Raw genomic sequence first — 17,185 nt, 5'->3', positions numbered from 1 at the left:
ACAGTAAAAAAACCGACTTGCGAGTCGGTTTTTTTATGCATCAATAGTATGTGTCGGTTCTATTTAAGCCCCATCGATTTGAAAGCATTGCGAATTTTGCAATGCCACCACTACAGCGTTGATCAGTTTTTCAATGTCATCTACTTGGCTAATAAACGGTGGCATCACATAGATTAAACAGCCAAAAGGACGGATCCAGACCCCTTGCTCAACAAATAGCGCTTGAATGACCTCCATATTGACAGGGCGATGCGTTTCAATCACGCCGATAGCGCCCAGCCAGCGCGTCTCTTTTACCATCTCAAAACGGTTAAGCATGGGCAGTAAATGAGCAAATTGCGCTTCAATATGCTGGGTTTGCTGTTGCCAATCGCCCTGTTCGATGAGCTCTAAGCTAGCGCAGGCGACGGCGCACGCCAATGGGTTAGCCATAAAGGTTGGCCCATGCATAAAGCAGCCCGCTTCGCCAGCACAAACCGTATCGGCGACTTGCTTGGTCGCCAGTGTGGCCGAAAGCGTCATATAGCCACCCGTTAAGGCCTTGCCGACACATAAAATATCAGGCGCGATATTAGCGTGCTCGCAGGCGAAGAGCTTTCCAGTACGGCCAAATCCAGTTGCAATCTCATCGGCAATCAGTAGCAAACCATATTGATCGCAAAGTGCACGCACGCCTTTTAAAAACTGAGGATGATAGATACGCATACCGCCAGCACCCTGCACAATTGGTTCTAAAATCACCGCCGCAAGCTCTTGATGAGCGTGCATGATTTTCTCTCGAAAATCATCGAGATCGCGTTCATCCCACTCATCCCAAAAACCGCAAGTTGGCGAATCGGCAAAAATATGCTGCGGCAAAAAACCTTTGTAGAGCGAATGCATCGAGTTTTCTGGGTCAGTGACTGACATCGCGGCAAAGGTATCGCCGTGATAGCCATGACGTAAGGTGAGAAATTTCGCTCGTGGTTGACCTTTTGCATGCCAGTATTGCAGCGCCATTTTTAAGCTGACTTCCACGGCGACAGAGCCAGAATCGGCTAAAAATACGTGCTCAAGATTGCTTGGCGCTAATGCCAGTAATTTTTTACAAAGCGTAATGGCGGGTTGATGTGTGATACCGCCAAACATCACGTGTGACATTTTATCAATTTGCTGATGCGCAGCGTAATTAAGGTGTGGATGGTTATAACCATGAATGGTTGCCCACCAAGAGGACATTCCATCAATCAAGCGTCGCCCATCTTCCAAATAAAGATCGACACCTTGAGCGTGAGTGACGGGATAACAAGTCAATGGCGTCAGCGTTGAAGTGTAGGGATGCCAGATATGTTGGCGGTCGAAGAGTAAATCCATGGTCAGTCCATATTGCTGGGTTTGTATAAAAATTAATCAAACGTAAACTTGCGTTTTCTTTGGTTGTTGACAGTTTATCGCTTGTCAGTAGACTAGCCAAGCAACAAAATAATAAAACTGAATAAGGAAGAGATGTGGAAGTTCGTCATAACTGGACCGTTGCTGAGGTGAACGCACTGGTCGAAAAGCCGTTTATGGATCTACTGTTTGAAGCGCAGCAAGTACATCGTCAATACCATCCCAAAAATTATGTCCAAGTCAGCACGTTACTTTCTATTAAGACGGGGGCGTGTCCTGAAGATTGTAAATATTGCCCGCAGAGTGCGCATTACCGGACTGATGTTGATAAAGAACGGTTGATGGAAGTCGAGCGGGTGTTAGACGCGGCGCAAAAAGCGAAGCGTTCTGGGTCGACCCGCTTTTGCATGGGAGCGGCGTGGAAAAACCCGAAAACGCGTGATATGCCTCTCTTGAAAGAGATGATCAGTGGCGTGAAAGAGATGGGCTTGGAAACGTGTATGACGTTGGGCATGCTAACGCCTGATCAAGCAAGCGAGTTGGCCAGTGCAGGGCTTGATTACTACAACCACAACCTAGATACCTCACCTGAATACTATGGCAACATTATCACCACCCGAACCTATCAAGATCGCCTTGATACCTTATCGCACGTGCGCGATGCAGGAATGAAGATCTGCTCTGGGGGAATTATCGGTATGGGAGAGAGCGCTAATGACCGCGCTGGCCTGTTGGTGGAATTAGCGAACTTACCAACCCATCCTGAAAGTGTACCGATTAATATGCTGGTCAAAGTGAAAGGCACACCGTTAGAGCAAGCCGAAGATGTCGAAGCGTTTGATTTTATTCGTTTGATTGCCGTTGCTCGCATCATGATGCCACAATCGGCAGTACGTTTATCCGCTGGACGTGAAAATATGAATGAGCAGATGCAAGCGCTGTGCTTTATGGCAGGTGCAAACTCCATTTTCTACGGTTGCAAGCTGCTAACGACTCCTAATCCTGATGAAGATAGCGATATGCAGTTGTTTAAAAAACTGGGTATCAATAGCCAACAAGTGAGCCAAAAACCGGATGAAATTGCAGAAAGTGAGCTGCTTGAGCGTGTCGTAAAACGGGTGGCAGCTCGTCCTACTAAAGATGATCTTTTCTACGATGCCAGCGTTTAATTCACGTATTTCAGCGGCGCTCTGTGCTCGTCGCGATCTTGGGCTTTCTCGCTCTCTTATCGAGCTTGAGGGGGGTAACCAGGTTCGATTGTGCAAAGATGGCCGCCAGTATCTTAACTTTTCCAGTAACGATTACCTTGGCCTTGCGCACGACTCAGAATTGATTGCCGCTTGGCAGCAAGGGCTGAGTATGTACGGTTGCGGTAGTGGTGCATCTCCTTTGGTCACAGGCTTTAGCTCAGCCCATCGCAACCTTGAAGCCAAATTGTGTGAGTGGCTAGGTTATGAGCGGGCCATTTTGTTTGGCTCAGGTTTTAGTGCCAATCAGGCACTGCTGTTTAGCTTGCTCAACAAAGATGATTTGCTGCTGCAAGATAAACTTAACCACGCCTCTTTGATGGAAGCAGGAATGCTTTGCGCCGCCAGTATGAAGCGTTTTCTGCACAACGATGTTGCTCATCTTAAGAAGCAGCTTAACCGTGATAGTCATACGTTAGTGGTGACTGAAGGGGTCTTTAGCATGGATGGTGATTGTGCACCGCTGTGCGAAATCACGGATGCACTGCAAGGTGAAGCGTGGTTGGCAGTCGATGATGCACACGGCATCGGTGTGTTGGGCGAGGGTGGGGCAGGCAGTTGCAGTGCGGCAGGAATAAAACCACAGCTCTTAGTGGTGACCTTTGGCAAAGCCTTGGGGTTATCGGGTGCAGCTATCTTATGCAATCAAGAGGTGGGTGACTTTCTTACGCAGTTTGCTCGTCACCACGTCTATTCTACAGCCATGCCGCCAGCGCAAGCTTATGCAGTCACTCATGCCATTTCAATGGTCACTCAGCAGTCTTGGCGCAGAGAAAAACTAACTGAGCTGCAAGCTTATTACGCTGAATCTATGCAAGGTTTCGATGGCTATGTTGAAACGCTAACGCCAATCAAACCCTACCTTGTTGGTGAGGCACAAACGGCATTGAACATCGCCGAACAATTGCGACATCACGGGTGTTGGTTGACCGCGATTCGCCCACCAACGGTGGCTCAAGGCCGTGCCCGATTGCGTATCACTCTAACCGCCAACCACACTATTGCTGACATAGAGCAACTAACCACACAACTGCAACGTGCGCTAGAGGAGAGCTGAATATGTCACAAACTCATGCCATAGAGATAAATACGCTGCATGACAAAGCCGCCATTGCCCACTCTTTTAGCCGCGCGGCAAAGCATTATGATGTACATGCCGCTTTTCAACGTGACGTAGGACACCGTTTGTTGGACAAAATGCCGCGCAATCTAGTGGGAAAAAGAGTGCTCGATCTTGGTTGTGGTACGGGCTATTTTTCAGAGCAACTGCGACGTAGAGGGGCGTATGTGGTATGTGCTGACCTCTCCAGTGAGATGCTAGTACAAGCTAAAATACGTTGTGGTGATGTTGGTATCACCTACTATCAAGCAGATGCTGAGGCGCTTCCTTTCGCCAGCGGCTCTTTTGATTACGTTTTTTCTAGCTTAGCGCTGCAGTGGTGTGATGACCTTGTTCTACCACTGCGACAAACTCACCGCGTATTGAAACCACAAGGGATGGCTTATTTTGCGACATTATTGGACGGTTCGCTGTTTGAACTGAAACAAGCGTGGACAAAAATTGATACACATCAACACGTCAATGATTTCATCACACTCAATCAGGTAAAAATTGCGTTAGCGCAATCTCACTGTTGCCACCATCAATTAGACTTGCCTTCGATCACAGTTTGGTATGACAAAGCCTTGTCCTTGATGAGAGATCTTAAAGGAATTGGTGCAAATCACGTAAGTGGACGCTCACAAGGGTTAACAAGCCGCAAGGCTCTACTGCAAGTTGAGCAGGCATACCAAGCATTTCAAAACCATCAAGGTCTTCTACCTGCAACTTATCAGGTTTGTTTAGGGGTTATACATCGATGATTGATGCATTTTTTATTGCGGGTACGGACACCGACGTTGGAAAAACGGTCGCTTCAAAAGCGATTCTACAAGCATTAGCCGCCAAGGATTTGGTGACTATTGGCTATAAACCGGTTGCCGCTGGTAGCGAAAAAACCGAATTTGGCTTACGCAACTCAGATGCATTACATCTGATGAAAGCGGCAACCAAAGAGATGCCCTATGGTGATGTGAATCCATATTCTTTAGCGCTCCCTACATCACCACATATCGCCGCAAAACATGAACACGTCGAGATTGATTATGGCGTACTCAGTAGCAAATTAGCTAAGCATAAAGCGAATGCTGACATTGTGTTGATCGAAGGTGCTGGTGGTTGGCGCGTTCCGATCTCTGATACCGACTGCTTGTCTACTTGGGTTAAACAAGAACAACTACCCGTGGTATTAGTGGTAGGGATTAAGCTAGGTTGCTTAAGCCATGCAATTTTAACAGCGGAAAGTATTATTGCCGACGGGTTGAAGATTGTTGGCTGGGTAGCCAACCGAGTGAACCCAGGAACTGAGCATTACGCTGAAATTATTGCAATGTTGGAATCGCGCATTCCAGCGCCTAAGCTTGGTGAAATACCCTATGTGCCAACGGTAAAACGGCAACAAATTGGTAAGTATATTAATGTTGATCCGCTGCTTGCGTTAGAGTGAGCGATGTGAATCAGCCAAAAGGCATCTTTTAGCGAGATGCCTTTTTTGATCAAGCAGGTTATTACCGCAGCTTATTGACGGGGGTTTTCGCGAACTGAGCTAAAACAATAAAAGCGAGCACCAGCAAGTTAGCAGCATAGATGACCACTAGCCACTGTGGCATTGAAAGCGTTAAAAATTGCCATACCACTTTCGAACAGTCACCGTAAGCTTCGAACATCCAAGGTGCCCATTGATTGAGTGGTGCCCAGCTTGGGAAAGTGACAAACAAATCACAAGTGGCAAAAGGAGAAGGGTTGAATTGGTAATCCACATGTTGCAGAGCTAAGGTCAAACCTTTATAAGCACTGGCTCCCCAAGCAACGAGTCCAATCCAACGCACAATCGGATTATTGGGTGCGATTAAGCCAAACAGAGCGGCTCCGCCAATTCCTAGCATCGCCACACGTTCATAAATGCACATCACACACGGTGCGAGCATCATGATGTGCTGAAAGAAAAGCGCACAAGCCTCAAAAAAAACCACAAAAAGGAGCAATAAAGTCCAAGATTTTCTCGATTGGGAGAATAGCTTCAGAGTAGTAAAAAAAGTCACATTCAATACCTGTTAAAGAGTAAAAAGCCCTGATAGTTCAGAGCTTTTTAACTTAGATAAGTTTCATTATCAACCGAATATTTTAATGCCCGGCAGAGATGACTTGAACCGCTTTGGCTGAATGGTGCGTAATCCACCCTAAGTCATAAAAATGCGCAGTCATGGGTTCAACTAAGAAGACAATGCCAAACAGGCCAACTAAGGCCAACACGATCGTATAGGGCAGAGCCATAATGACCATTTTGCCATAAGAGAGGCGGATCAATGGTGCAAGTGCTGACGTTAACAAAAATAAGAAAGCGGCTTGACCGTTTGGTGTTGCTACTGAAGGTAAGTTAGTGCCGGTATTAATCGCAACAGCTAGTAAATCGAATTGTTCACGCGTGATAACACCTTCCAATAGAGCCGTTTTGACTTCATTAATGTAGACAGTGCCGACAAAAACGTTATCAGAAACCATCGACAAAAGCCCGTTGGCGACATAGAAGAGAGCAAGCTGAGCCCCTTTATCTTCGACATGTAATACAGAGTCAATCACAGGTTTAAATAGGTGTTGATCGATAATTACGGCTACGATGGAAAAGAAAACCGCCAGCAGCGCCGTAAAGGGTAGGGCTTCTTCAAATGCCTTACCTAGTGAATGTTCTTCTATCACACCGGTAAAGGCTGTCGCTAAGATAATAACGGAAAGGCCAATTAAGCCTACTGCGGCTAAGTGCAGTGCCAAACCAACAATTAACCAGACTGCAATCGCACCTTGAATCCAAAGCTTTGCAACATCTTGGTTGGTTCGGTTCTTACGCTCAACCGCATCAAAATCGACTAGAATTTGACGAACGTTAGCAGGCAATTCAGCACCATAGCCAAATAACTTTAGTTTCTCGACCAGTACACAGGTCACAATACCGCAAAGGAAAACAGGCACGGTTACTGGAGACATACGAATGATAAACTCGCCAAAAAGCCAACCTGCTTGATCGGCGATGATCAAGTTTTGTGGCTCACCGACCATAGTCATTACTCCGCCTAAAGCCGTACCCACACCAGCATGCATCAGTAGTGAGCGCAAAAACGCACGATAATTTTCTAGGTCGTCACGTGTTAGCTCTGAAATGTGCTCATCTTGAGTATGATCATAAGCGGGTGTCACTTGGCCTGATGCGACTTTGTGATAAATCGAGTAAAATCCAACAGCGACACTGATGACCACTGCGATAACCGTTAATGCGTCTAAAAAGGCGGACAGGAAGGCCGCGGTAATGCAAAAGGCGACTGAAAGCATCGCTTTTGAACGTATTCCGAGAAGTATTTTGGTAAAAATGAACAGCAATAGCTGTTTCATGAAATAGATACCAGCGACCATAAATACCAGTAGCAATAGAACTTCGATATTATTCACAAGTTCATGTTTTACTTGCTCTGCACTGGTCATCCCAATGGCGATAGCTTCGATAGCCAGTAAGCCACCAGGTTGTAGCGGATAACATTTGAGAGCCATCGCTAGGGTGAAAATGAATTCAACCACAAGTAGCCAACCCGCAATAAATGGGTCGATCAAAAAGAAAACAATCGGGTTGATAATGAGAAAAGCAATAATGGCAACTTTGTACCAGTCAGGGGCTTTACCAAGAAAGTTCTTGAGAAAAGCGCTTCCGAGGGACATCGGCATGGGTAGTTCTCTTACTGTTGAGATGATAGACGCTGTCAGCTTATCTTTAATTCATTATGTGAAGTGGCCAAATAGAACGTGTTAAACACGAAGATAGTATCTATCGGCAATGTTATAGTGAAACAATAAGCCGTTTAGGGATTATGGTTTTACCAAGACACTCCTTGAGTGAGACAAGCAATCCTTACTTCGACCGTCATTCTACTCCGCAAGCTTTTTTAGTCAATAACAATCAGGTTATTGATAAAACACTTACCGATTTTTTGGTCAAAAACGCGATCAAAGTTGGGTAAGTATAGCATAAGAGTTGTGAAAAATTCACTCTGAGTCGTATTTCGAAGTGGGGTTAAGGTAATTGGCATCTAAATTACTAAAAAGAGCCAATTTTGCAAGCTTAAATTGACTGTTTTAAGTTTATTAATGTGACTTGAATCTCTTTATTTTATATATAGTTATGAATGATTTTTTTGGGTAAGTTGATAAAAATCACCATTTCATTGATTAGGTATTGTCCATAAACAAGAACTCTTAATTAGAGTTAAAACTCTATTTTGTCTGTAATAACTTCGCGGATGGTTTGTTTCCGATAACGTTCAACTAGTGGTATGATGAGTTCCATTCGACCCAAATAAATAGAAAACTGGATAAGTACTTAATGGTTATTAAGGCAAAAAGCCCAGCAGGTTTTGCTGAAAAATACATAATTGAGAGCATTTGGAATGGTCGCTTTGCACCAGGTTCTATCTTACCAGCAGAGCGCGAACTTTCAGAATTAATTGGTGTAACACGTACAACGCTTCGAGAAGTATTACAACGCTTAGCCCGTGATGGTTGGTTGACTATACAACATGGCAAACCAACAAAAGTAAACCAATTTATGGAAACTTCCGGCTTACACATCTTAGATACATTAATGACGCTCGATGCTGAAAATGCTACCAGTATTGTGGAAGACTTACTTGCGGCTCGGACAAATATTAGCCCCATATTTATGCGTTATGCATTTAAAGTGAACAAAGAGCCTGCCGAACGCACTATTACTAATGTTATCGAAAGCTGTGAAGCACTATTAAGTGCCAAATCTTGGGATTCTTTTATGGAGTTATCTCCTTATGCACAGAAAATCCAACAGCATATTAAAGATGATGGTGAAAAAGACGAATATAAACGTCAGCAAATATTGATTGCGAAAACCTTTAACTTTTACGATTACATGTTATTTCAGCGTTTAGCGTTTCACTCAGGAAATCAAATTTATGGTTTGATTTTTAATGGGCTAAAGAAATTATATGACCGAGTTGGCAGCTATTATTTTTCTAATCCAGAAGCACGCGAGTTAGCCTTGCAGTTTTACCGTGAATTATTAGCAGTATGTGAAAGTGGCAATCGTGAGCAGTTGCCGATTGTGATCCGTCATTACGGCATTGACAGCGCTCACATATGGAATCAAATGAAAACTACGTTACCGACAAATTTTACAGAAGATGATCATTAGAAAATTCGTTTTACTGTAAAAAAGCCCGTATGAAACGGGCTTTTTTTGTAGGTTAGATATCTTCGTTACCACCCGCTTCTTTAAACCAAGCGGTTAAATGTAATTTTAAATCTTTCAGTTCATCTGGGCCGATTAAGGCTAACCCTAAATCTTCTGCACGCGTAATGTCATTATGTCGGAGTGGACGAAAGCTCACGAGCATAGCGCGAGCTTGTAGTCCACCAAGCAAATCACGTAATGATTCTAGCTTATAAAGCGTATCATCGCCGTCATCACGCATACCTTTCGTTTTACATTCAATAATATGCAGTTTGTTATTCACCACTGTAGCGACATCGAGTTCATTTCTGACTTCTCGCTCACCTAATTGACGGTAGACTTGAACATTTAAAGAGCGATCTTGAATGGTTGGCATATCATCTTGGATCTGTCTTATTGTACTGTGCACTAATGTTTCTAACCATTCTCCATTGGAAAATCGGCGCGCATCTTCGTTGGCGAAGGTTAAAATGCCATTTTGATAGGTGGCGATTTGTGCTTCGACCAGATCGGTCAACAGAATATGAAGTTCACGATAGCCTTGTTGTTTTTCTGAAAGAGCAACATCTAGTCGTTGTTCTTTGCGGCACGTCGTTGCTAAATAGTTTAATGTGGCTAAACCTGGGCCGAACTCTAATGCATGACTTGCCCAACGCTCGCCGAGTTCGTAAAGTTTTTGGTCAAGCTGTGGCGGAATATGATGCTCACTAAATTCACCCCGTGCGCCAAAAATGGTTAAGTAATCTGAAATGGTAATGTGGTCTTGCACTTGGGTATCATTTTGGCCGTCTGGATAAAGCCAACACAGTTGATCACTATTTGGTTCGACGACAAAAATAGGCCACTGGTAGCTACGGAAAACCTCATAAACGGATAATAAACGATGTCTCAAACCACAACTTGCGTTCAGTTTGACTTCGTCGTATCTGACTTTCAAATCTTCTGCTAAAAGCTGGATAGCTTGTTTGATTGCTGAGGTATTGGAACCCGATGGGATTTCAAAAAACTCAGAAGTGATATCACGCTGACTCAACACAGAGTGTAAGCGTAAATACATTGACTCCTGGCCTTGATCACCGATGAAGACAATGTGTGAACTTACCGTTCGATTATCAAGCAGGGGAGTAACCAAGCGAATAGGGTCTTGGTCGATAATGCCAACATGAACAGCCATAGATCATCCTCATGTTTGGCTTGCAAAGAGTAGGAGATAGATAATAATGCGCAAGCCGATAGTTATCATATAACGATGCGACATAGAAAAAACAAGGGCGACTTTAAATAAAAAGTCGCCCTTGGGTAATAATTCACACGCTACTAACAAGTGGAATTGAGCTCGTTAACGCTTACTCACAATTTAAAGCGATGCACCAATTCATTCTGCTGATTAGCAAGCTGAGTTAGATTGACGCTTGCCTGTGCAATTTGAGACATAGCTTGATAGCTGTGGTCTGCGATCAAATTGATATCCTCAATATTATGCGCAATGTCACCGGTTGTTTCACTTTGTTCGGCAGCCGCCTGTGTAATATGAGTACTCATCTGGCTGATTTCTAGAATTAACGCTTGGATTTCCTCCATTGCGCTATTCGCCGTTGATGCTTGCTCGACAGAAAGTTCCATATCAGTCATGCAGCTTTCAATAACAGTACTCGCAGAAGATGAGCTAGATTGCAAGTTGCTGATCATGTTTTCAATTTCAGACGTTGAATCTGTCGTACGTTTTGCGAGCACTCGAACTTCGTCAGCTACGACTGCAAACCCGCGGCCTTGCTCTCCGGCTCGAGCAGCTTCGATCGCGGCATTGAGCGCCAATAAGTTGGTTTGTTCTGCAATGTTACGAATTACATCCAAGATAGAACCAATTTGGCTGCTCATCTTTTTTAACTCACCGACGGCATCAACCGATTGATTTAAGCGAGTCTCAAGTTGATTAATGGTGGTGATATTGTCACTCATAATTTTACGGCCAGATTCAGAAGCCGATTCAACTTTCTGCACCATCGCTAGCGAGCTCTGAGCACTTTGCGCTACTTCTTGTACTGAATGAGCCATTTCCGTCATTGCGGTTGCCACGCTTGCAGTTTGCTCACGTTGGGTGCTGAGTTGTGACTGCGCTTTTGAAGAGGTAGTTTGGTTATGGCTTGCTGTGTTGGTTAAATTTTCAGAAGCATCATTCAACTGTACCAAAATATGGTGCAAATTATCTGCTAGCGAATTGATGTGGCCACTTAAGCGACTAAACTCATTGTTGTAACGAATTTCAATGCGTTGTGTCATATCCCCTTTTGTCAGCCCTTCTAGAGTTTTGAGTATACGATGTAACGGCTCACGAACACTTTGCGCAATGTGGTAACCAATACCCGTAGCCACTAACACAACCGCAATACCAATCACGATCGCCTTAATAACTCCTTGCTTATAGACTTCTCCCGCTTCTCGCAGAGATGCATTTAAACCGTCGGTCGCAGTATCGTTAAAAGAGTCTAAAATTGTCATTGCCTTATCGATCTCGATGGCCAAATTCGCAATGTTTTCATAAAGGGCTTTTTTTGCTAGTAAGTAACTATTGTGTTGATCAAGCACACCACCCTTTTGCCCAATATCTTGAGAGAACTTTTGGACGAGATCATCAAATGAGTTTTTCAGTTCAGGTAGCTGGGTCGATAAGCCTCGGTAAGCGTAGTTGAGGTGCGTGACCGCTTTTTTATTCATGGTGACGGCTTTGTCAACAAAGGCGACATCCGAACTGGCCAAGGCGTCTGAAGTGATTAATTCCGCATCTTTCAATTTAATGAAATAACTTTTCGCCATGACTTTAATGGAAATACTATTTTGTCCATCGACAAAATCTTTCATTCCTGTGCTTAAATCAGCATGAAGTCTTTGAAATTCACGAGTTGATTTTTGCACTTGAGCTTGCGCCTCAAACATCGCCTGATAATTATTCATGGCTTGCTCTGCTTCGGAAAAGTAGCGGAGTTCCATCTGTTTAAGTTGGCTTATCCGCTCTTCAAGAGAGGGGTTCATTCTACTTGCTTGTTGGAGCTGATTTAGCACGTCAGCAAAATCTTGTTTTGCTTTAGCAAATTCTGAACGCATCACATTCATGCGATCTTGGTTTTGTGTCGTCAAAAAATCCTTAAAAGATTTATCGGCAGAAAGCAGTTGAACACTTGTTTTGTTTGACAAAGAAACGAGCGGTAAGGCGGTAGTTGATACACTTTCAAAATTAGAATGAATTTGATTCATTCCTCCCATCATAATGGCGGTCGTTACTGCAAACATGATGATGATCAGTGTGAAACCAGCGTACATTCGCCTAATCACTGAACCCTTCATAATCCTCTCCCTAGAAAAATAGTGTTTTGTTTTAAAAAATAACAAAATAATCAGCATTGTATTGAATGTGAGACGTGCATTTTATGACGGATCTGGCAAAACGCATTTTTTATATTAGTATTCTGTCATTTATGCTACGCGTATGGTGTTTTTTATTGAGCTTTTGACAGGGTTAACGCATACTCAAATCCAACTACACGCCTATTATATTCAGTAGCATTAAGGTCAAATTAGTGTCAGTTCTATCGGTTGTCGATATGTTGTCGTGGGCCATTTAGGTATTGGCCTCGAACCACTTATCTCGATCTCATGTACTTTGATGTGACTGCGTAGGCCTATTCACTAGTGGAGTATTTCATGGCTGAAGAAACCATTTTTAGTAAAATTATCCGTAAAGAAATTCCTGCAGATATCCTCTATCAAGATGATTTAGTTACCGCCTTTCGGGACATTCACCCTAGAGCACCTAGCCATATTCTTATCATTCCCAATGCGTTTATTCCGACGACCAACGATGTTGAACCTGAACATGAAGCGGCTATGGGACGTATGTTTACAGTGGCAAAAAAAATCGCTCAACAAGAAGGCATTGCACAAGATGGCTATCGCTTGATCGTGAATTGCAACGCTCATGGCGGCCAAGAGGTTTACCATATTCATATGCATTTAGTTGGCGGTCGCCCATTGGGGCCGCTTTTGATGAGCTAATGCACGGGGCGCCCAGCGACCATTGGGCGCTCGATTCACATTACTGATTTACATATGGAGTATTGAGTGAAGCGTTACGTGCGACATGTTACCGTTTTGTTATCGCCCTTTTTTCTCAATGCCTGCGCCAATTTTTCAGCGGGGAACCTGTTTAGCCATTATAGTGCTCAAAATGGTAGTGTTTATCAATCGGTTAAATCAGGCCAATATCAGGAAGCTCAGGATGAGCTTGCAGAGTTTGTCGCGGGTGACATTCTGGATAACTTAGAAAAAGGTCGTGTCTATTTTCTTAATCAGCACTATGTAGAGAGCAAGCGTAGCTTCGAATTGACTGACTCTGCGGTTAAAGTCCAACAAGACAAAGCTTTGATTTCATTGAGTGATACGGCAACCAGTATTGGCGCGTTAGCGGTTAATGATAATTTAATGGAATACGTTCCCGCTGATTATGAACTTGGTTTTTTACATCTTTATCTCAGTCTGAATTATCTACAGCAGAATGATTTGGATGGTGCTCTGGTTGAAGTTCGGCGAGCGAATCAGGTACAAGAGCAAGCAAGGCAGGCTAGAGAAGCGGAACTTGAAAAGGCGCAAAAAGAGCTAAAATCACAAGGTGTGACACCAAACTTAGGCAGCGTATTAGCAAACTACCCTGATGCAGGAAAAGCTTTGCAGGCGGTGCAGAATGGTTACCTTTTTTACCTTTCTGCTTTACTTTATGAAGCCTCTGGTGATGTTAACAGTGCTTATGTCGACTACCGACGCGCTTTGGCCGTCACTCCCGATAATATCGAGGTTATAGAGGGGACATTACGCGTTGCGAAACGATTAGGGATGAGAGAAGACCTAATCCAATTAGAGAAACGCTACGGGAAATCTCATTCACTGACGGCTTCTCAAGGTCGTGTGCTTATAATAGAAGAGCAGAGTGTGGTGAAAGCCTTAGATAGCTGGCGTCAATCTTTACCCTTGTATGACAGCAGAGGAAATGGCGCATTGTATTCTCTCGCCTTACCTTATTATCCTAATACACCCGTTGAATCATTTTCATCACTGAAGATGAATGACAAAGTACTTACGTCTCATTTATTGGCGGATGTGAATTTAATGGCAAGCCGAAACTTGTCGGAGAAAATGCCCTCTATAGTAATAAGGCAAGCGTTGAGGGTGCTGGCGAAAGATCAATTGCGCAAGGAAGCGGCCAAAGATGACAATGTTGGTAATTTAGTCTTCAACGTTTGGAATCTGCTAACAGAGCAGCCCGATACGCGCAGTTGGCTAACGCTGCCAGGGCTGGTGCAAACGGCCAGTCTGCAAGTCAATGCAGGCGAGCAACGGATAAGGGTGGGAGAGCAAGAATATCAGTTTTCTGTACCGGAAAAAGGAACTACTTTGGTGTGGATTTCTCGTCAAGGACGTCATTCAACCATCTGGCATGAACAACTAGGAAGATTGTAATGAAAAAGTGGATATTGGGGTTGTTAGTCACATTCTCATTGATTGGATGTGCTGAAAATACCGCAGGATTAAGAGTTGATGGTGCTTCGCAGAAAGTGCTGTTTGGTGACAATGTATTGGGTAATCGCTTAGTTGTTGAAGACATTGCAACTAACCAAGTGGATGGCCATACAAGGGGGCTTGTTCGTTTAGTGAGTCATTACCAAGGTGACCAAATGATCGAGTATCGTTTTTCTTGGTACGACGATGATGGGCTTGAAGTCAATAATAGACAAAGTCCTTGGAAGCAAAAAATCATCAGTGGAATGGAGACGCTGTCGTTGTCGGAGATTTCGGTCAATCCAAATGGAAAACAGTTTCGCGTACAGATCCGTGGGTCAAATAATTAAATTGGGAAAGTAAGGAACCAATATGAACAAAAGTATTATCGCATTGCTAGGACTCGCTGTCATTTTGGGCGGCTGTTCAAATAAAGTCAGCTACGGAGATGCACAATCCGTTGAAACGACGACAGTTGATTTCGGGTCAACAGACTTACAAAAAATTGCCGGGGAAATGGTTGATAGCATGATGATGTCCGGCTCGGTTGCTGCCATCACTCGTGATTCGCGTCCTATTGTGTTTGTCGAGCGAATCAAAAATAAAACCAGTGAGCACATTGATACGGAATCCATTACCGATACCATTAGTACTAAAATGTTGAACTCAGGCAAGTTCCGTTTTGTGGATATGGATCGTGTTGAGGCTGTTCGCGAACAGCTTAATTTCCAAAATAACGATGAGTTGGTCAATCAAAGTACTGCTATTCAGTTTGGTAAAATGGTTGGCGCGCAATATATGCTGTATGGAAACTTGTCGAGTATTGTAAAAAATGCCGGTAGCGATAAAGACGTCTATTACAAAATGACGATGCGTTTAATGGATTTGCAAACAGGTCTTATAGAATGGGCAGATGAAACCGAAATTCGTAAGCAACAGTCTAAAAGTTTGCTCGGATTTTAATCATAAAGCAGAGTAATGAAGAGAAGAGGCCCTTATGGCGAGAATGTCTTGGCGCGAAGCTTGTCAGCTTGATCCTACGTTAACCTCGTTAGAAGGCTTCTTCTCCGCTCCTCCTGACTATGCTCAAACATTAACTGGTGGGTTAACTAACCGTTGCTGGAAGATCGTGAGTGGGGAGCAGAACTTCGTTTGGCGGCCTAATACGCCGATCACTCAAGCCTTTTCTATTTCACGTTTCCAAGAATATCAAATCTTATCTGCTATCGAATCATCCCATTTAGGTCCCAAACCACTTTCTATTAATGATCAAGGCTTATTGGTTGAATGGATTGAGGGGGAGCCGCTGACGGGCGGGTTAGCTTTCGATTCACTGCTTAAAACACAGATAAAGATCCACAATCTTATTACTGCACGTATTCCTGTTGCTCCTTTTAGTTTTATCGCTCGTGTTGATCATTATTGGCTACAGCTCAAAACTGAGTACAAAAGTGATGACTTTTTAGCGTTATACCAACGTTGGCGCACCGCACCTAACCTTGCTGATGTTGGTCAGGCGTTGTGTCACTTTGATTTGGCTGGTTACAATATGGTCAAAACCGATGAAGGTAACCGCGTGATTGATTGGGAATACGCTTCAATAGCAGACCCTCGGCTCGATCTGGCTTTAAGTATTGATATTACAAAAGAAAAGCCACTAGAAGCGGTCTATCGCTATTGTCAATTGCGTGAGATTTCAGGAGTTGATGATTGGGTGGAAGGCGTAATGGCTTGGCATCCAAGAGCAACGATGATGGCCATGTTGTGGTATCTTCTTGCGCATCAATTATGGGGTGATGATTATTATCATCAACAAGCCGAGCAACTAAAAAACACATTATGTAGCTAGGATCACTGTTTCGTCGTTTTGTTGCAGTAAATTAAGGTTAAATTCTTTTAAACCACAATCTTCGTGGTAGATTAAAAACCTCAAGGAATGGGGAAATTATTATGATTATCTATCTGCACGGTTTTGATTCAACAAGCCCAGGAAACCATGAAAAAATACTGCAGTTGCAATTCATTGACAGCGATGTCCGTTTTATTAGCTACAGTACACAACACCCAAAGCATGATATGCAGCATCTGCTGAAAGAGGTGCATAAAGTGATAGAACAGTGTGATGATCCACATCCTATCATTTGTGGCGTTGGCCTTGGTGGCTTCTGGTCTGAGCGGATTGGATTCTTATGCGGAATTAAGCAAGTGGTGTTTAATCCTAACTTGCACCCGGAAACGAATATGACTGGACGCATCGACCGCCCTGAAGAGTACGAAGATATTGCGACTAAATGTGTGGAGCAATACCGGGTAAAAAATAAAGGTCGCTGTTTGGTGATTTTGTCTAAAGAGGATGAAATTCATGACAATAGTAAAACAGCAATAGCGCTGGAAAACTACTATCCCATCATTTGGGATGAAACCCAAAGTCATAAGTTCAAAAAAATCTCGCAGCACTTGCAAGCGATTAAGGAATTTAAAGAATCAAACTAAGCATCCGCTTATCTACTCAATCAAAAAACGGCTTACCAATGTAAGCCGTTTTTTCATGGTCTATCTGCCCGTCAGTGATAATGAATTTACGGTATTCTTTGGTTGCATGGCGAGTTTTGCCCTATATAATGACTGAATTATAAATATTTTGATAAATATCAAAAAAAATTGGGTCGTGACTCC

The 17,185-nt window shown here is 43.6% G+C and carries 16 protein-coding genes; 11 read left to right on the top strand and 5 right to left on the bottom strand.

From position 1 onward, the window contains the following. Positions 1-63: 63 nt before the first annotated feature. Positions 64-1,353 carry an adenosylmethionine--8-amino-7-oxononanoate transaminase gene (gene bioA / locus VOR_RS0110800; protein WP_010319719.1) on the bottom strand — a complete coding sequence of 430 codons (1,290 nt, stop codon included), beginning with the start codon at positions 1,351-1,353 and terminating at the stop codon, positions 64-66. Between the two features lie 134 nt (positions 1,354-1,487). Here bioA and bioB point away from each other — a divergent pair, with 134 nt between their 5' ends. The 4 genes from bioB to bioD are packed head-to-tail and all read left to right on the top strand — an operon-like array spanning position 1,488 to position 5,164. Continuing rightward, on the top strand, positions 1,488-2,540 hold the full coding sequence (gene bioB / locus VOR_RS0110795) for a biotin synthase BioB (RefSeq protein ID WP_010319718.1): 1,053 nt from the start codon (positions 1,488-1,490) through the stop codon (positions 2,538-2,540). Continuing rightward, entirely contained in the window at positions 2,512-3,675 is a 1,164-nt protein-coding gene (bioF, locus tag VOR_RS0110790) for an 8-amino-7-oxononanoate synthase (RefSeq protein WP_029627104.1), read from the top strand. The genes bioB and bioF overlap by 29 nt, the downstream gene beginning before the upstream one ends. 2 nt (positions 3,676-3,677) lie before the next feature. After that, the gene (gene bioC, locus VOR_RS0110785; protein ID WP_010319716.1) at positions 3,678-4,481 is read left to right on the top strand and encodes a malonyl-ACP O-methyltransferase BioC; all 804 of its coding nucleotides are present in this window, start codon (positions 3,678-3,680) and stop codon (positions 4,479-4,481) included. Beyond that, entirely contained in the window at positions 4,478-5,164 is a 687-nt protein-coding gene (bioD, locus tag VOR_RS0110780; RefSeq protein WP_010319715.1) for a dethiobiotin synthase, read from the top strand. Before bioC ends, bioD begins: the two co-directional genes overlap by 4 nt. 61 nt (positions 5,165-5,225) lie before the next feature. Here bioD and dsbB read toward each other — a convergent pair whose 3' ends face one another. Both dsbB and nhaB read right to left on the bottom strand, forming a co-directional pair. After that, entirely contained in the window at positions 5,226-5,765 is a 540-nt protein-coding gene (gene dsbB, locus VOR_RS0110775) for a disulfide bond formation protein DsbB (RefSeq protein ID WP_033197439.1), read from the bottom strand. A gap of 76 nt (positions 5,766-5,841) precedes the next feature. Continuing rightward, entirely contained in the window at positions 5,842-7,428 is a 1,587-nt protein-coding gene (gene nhaB / locus VOR_RS0110770) for a Na(+)/H(+) antiporter NhaB (RefSeq protein WP_010319713.1), read from the bottom strand. 655 nt (positions 7,429-8,083) lie between these two features. Between nhaB and fadR the strand changes: the two genes are divergently transcribed. After that, the gene (fadR, locus tag VOR_RS0110765) at positions 8,084-8,923 is read left to right on the top strand and encodes a fatty acid metabolism transcriptional regulator FadR (protein ID WP_010319711.1); all 840 of its coding nucleotides are present in this window, start codon (positions 8,084-8,086) and stop codon (positions 8,921-8,923) included. Positions 8,924-8,975: 52 nt separating this feature from the next. On the opposite strand, the gene VOR_RS0110760 is transcribed toward fadR, so the two are convergent. Next, complete coding sequence (locus VOR_RS0110760) at positions 8,976-10,136, bottom strand: DUF1887 family protein (protein ID WP_010319710.1); 1,161 nt, start codon at positions 10,134-10,136, stop codon at positions 8,976-8,978. A gap of 176 nt (positions 10,137-10,312) precedes the next feature. Next, complete coding sequence (locus VOR_RS0110755; protein ID WP_010319709.1) at positions 10,313-12,304, bottom strand: methyl-accepting chemotaxis protein; 1,992 nt, start codon at positions 12,302-12,304, stop codon at positions 10,313-10,315. Positions 12,305-12,661: 357 nt separating this feature from the next. Here VOR_RS0110755 and hinT point away from each other — a divergent pair, with 357 nt between their 5' ends. The 6 genes from hinT (at position 12,662) to ycfP (ending at position 17,002) form a co-directional block, all read left to right on the top strand. Then, a complete protein-coding gene (gene hinT, locus VOR_RS0110750; protein ID WP_010319708.1) occupies positions 12,662-13,012 on the top strand; it encodes a purine nucleoside phosphoramidase in 351 nt (116 codons plus the stop codon). Between the two features lie 66 nt (positions 13,013-13,078). Further along, positions 13,079-14,470, top strand: a complete 1,392-nt coding sequence (locus tag VOR_RS0110745) for a COG3014 family protein (protein WP_010319707.1) — start codon at positions 13,079-13,081, stop codon at positions 14,468-14,470. Then, entirely contained in the window at positions 14,470-14,859 is a 390-nt protein-coding gene (locus tag VOR_RS0110740; protein WP_010319706.1) for a YcfL family putative periplasmic lipoprotein, read from the top strand. The genes VOR_RS0110745 and VOR_RS0110740 overlap by 1 nt, the downstream gene beginning before the upstream one ends. Before the next feature lie 22 nt (positions 14,860-14,881). After that, positions 14,882-15,472 (top strand): penicillin-binding protein activator LpoB, encoded by a 591-nt coding sequence (gene lpoB, locus VOR_RS0110735; RefSeq protein ID WP_010319705.1) that lies wholly within the window; start codon positions 14,882-14,884, stop codon positions 15,470-15,472. Positions 15,473-15,506: 34 nt separating this feature from the next. Then, complete coding sequence (locus VOR_RS0110730) at positions 15,507-16,358, top strand: phosphotransferase (protein ID WP_010319704.1); 852 nt, start codon at positions 15,507-15,509, stop codon at positions 16,356-16,358. A gap of 101 nt (positions 16,359-16,459) precedes the next feature. Next, a complete protein-coding gene (gene ycfP / locus VOR_RS0110725; protein WP_010319703.1) occupies positions 16,460-17,002 on the top strand; it encodes an alpha/beta hydrolase YcfP in 543 nt (180 codons plus the stop codon). Positions 17,003-17,185: the final 183 nt, after the last annotated feature.

It is taken from the genome of Vibrio ordalii ATCC 33509 (assembly GCA_000257205.1).
Lineage (GTDB): Bacteria > Pseudomonadota > Gammaproteobacteria > Enterobacterales > Vibrionaceae > Vibrio > Vibrio ordalii.
The sequence above is the reverse complement of the archived record's forward strand: the minus strand, read 5'-3'. Positions and strand labels throughout refer to the sequence as shown.

Excerpts from the sequence above, each read along its gene's own strand:
- bioA (WP_010319719.1), bottom strand. The coding sequence starts at position 1,353 with ATGGATTTACTCTTCGACCGCCAACATATCTGGCATCCCTACACTTCA.
- bioF (WP_029627104.1), top strand. The coding sequence starts at position 2,512 with ATGATCTTTTCTACGATGCCAGCGTTTAATTCACGTATTTCAGCGGCG.
- bioC (WP_010319716.1), top strand. The coding sequence starts at position 3,678 with ATGTCACAAACTCATGCCATAGAGATAAATACGCTGCATGACAAAGCC.
- bioD (WP_010319715.1), top strand. The coding sequence starts at position 4,478 with ATGATTGATGCATTTTTTATTGCGGGTACGGACACCGACGTTGGAAAA.
- nhaB (WP_010319713.1), bottom strand. The coding sequence starts at position 7,428 with ATGCCGATGTCCCTCGGAAGCGCTTTTCTCAAGAACTTTCTTGGTAAA.
- fadR (WP_010319711.1), top strand. The coding sequence starts at position 8,084 with ATGGTTATTAAGGCAAAAAGCCCAGCAGGTTTTGCTGAAAAATACATA.
- VOR_RS0110760 (WP_010319710.1), bottom strand. The coding sequence starts at position 10,136 with ATGGCTGTTCATGTTGGCATTATCGACCAAGACCCTATTCGCTTGGTT.
- VOR_RS0110755 (WP_010319709.1), bottom strand. The coding sequence starts at position 12,304 with ATGAAGGGTTCAGTGATTAGGCGAATGTACGCTGGTTTCACACTGATC.
- hinT (WP_010319708.1), top strand. The coding sequence starts at position 12,662 with ATGGCTGAAGAAACCATTTTTAGTAAAATTATCCGTAAAGAAATTCCT.
- VOR_RS0110740 (WP_010319706.1), top strand. The coding sequence starts at position 14,470 with ATGAAAAAGTGGATATTGGGGTTGTTAGTCACATTCTCATTGATTGGA.
- lpoB (WP_010319705.1), top strand. The coding sequence starts at position 14,882 with ATGAACAAAAGTATTATCGCATTGCTAGGACTCGCTGTCATTTTGGGC.
- VOR_RS0110730 (WP_010319704.1), top strand. The coding sequence starts at position 15,507 with ATGGCGAGAATGTCTTGGCGCGAAGCTTGTCAGCTTGATCCTACGTTA.
- ycfP (WP_010319703.1), top strand. The coding sequence starts at position 16,460 with ATGATTATCTATCTGCACGGTTTTGATTCAACAAGCCCAGGAAACCAT.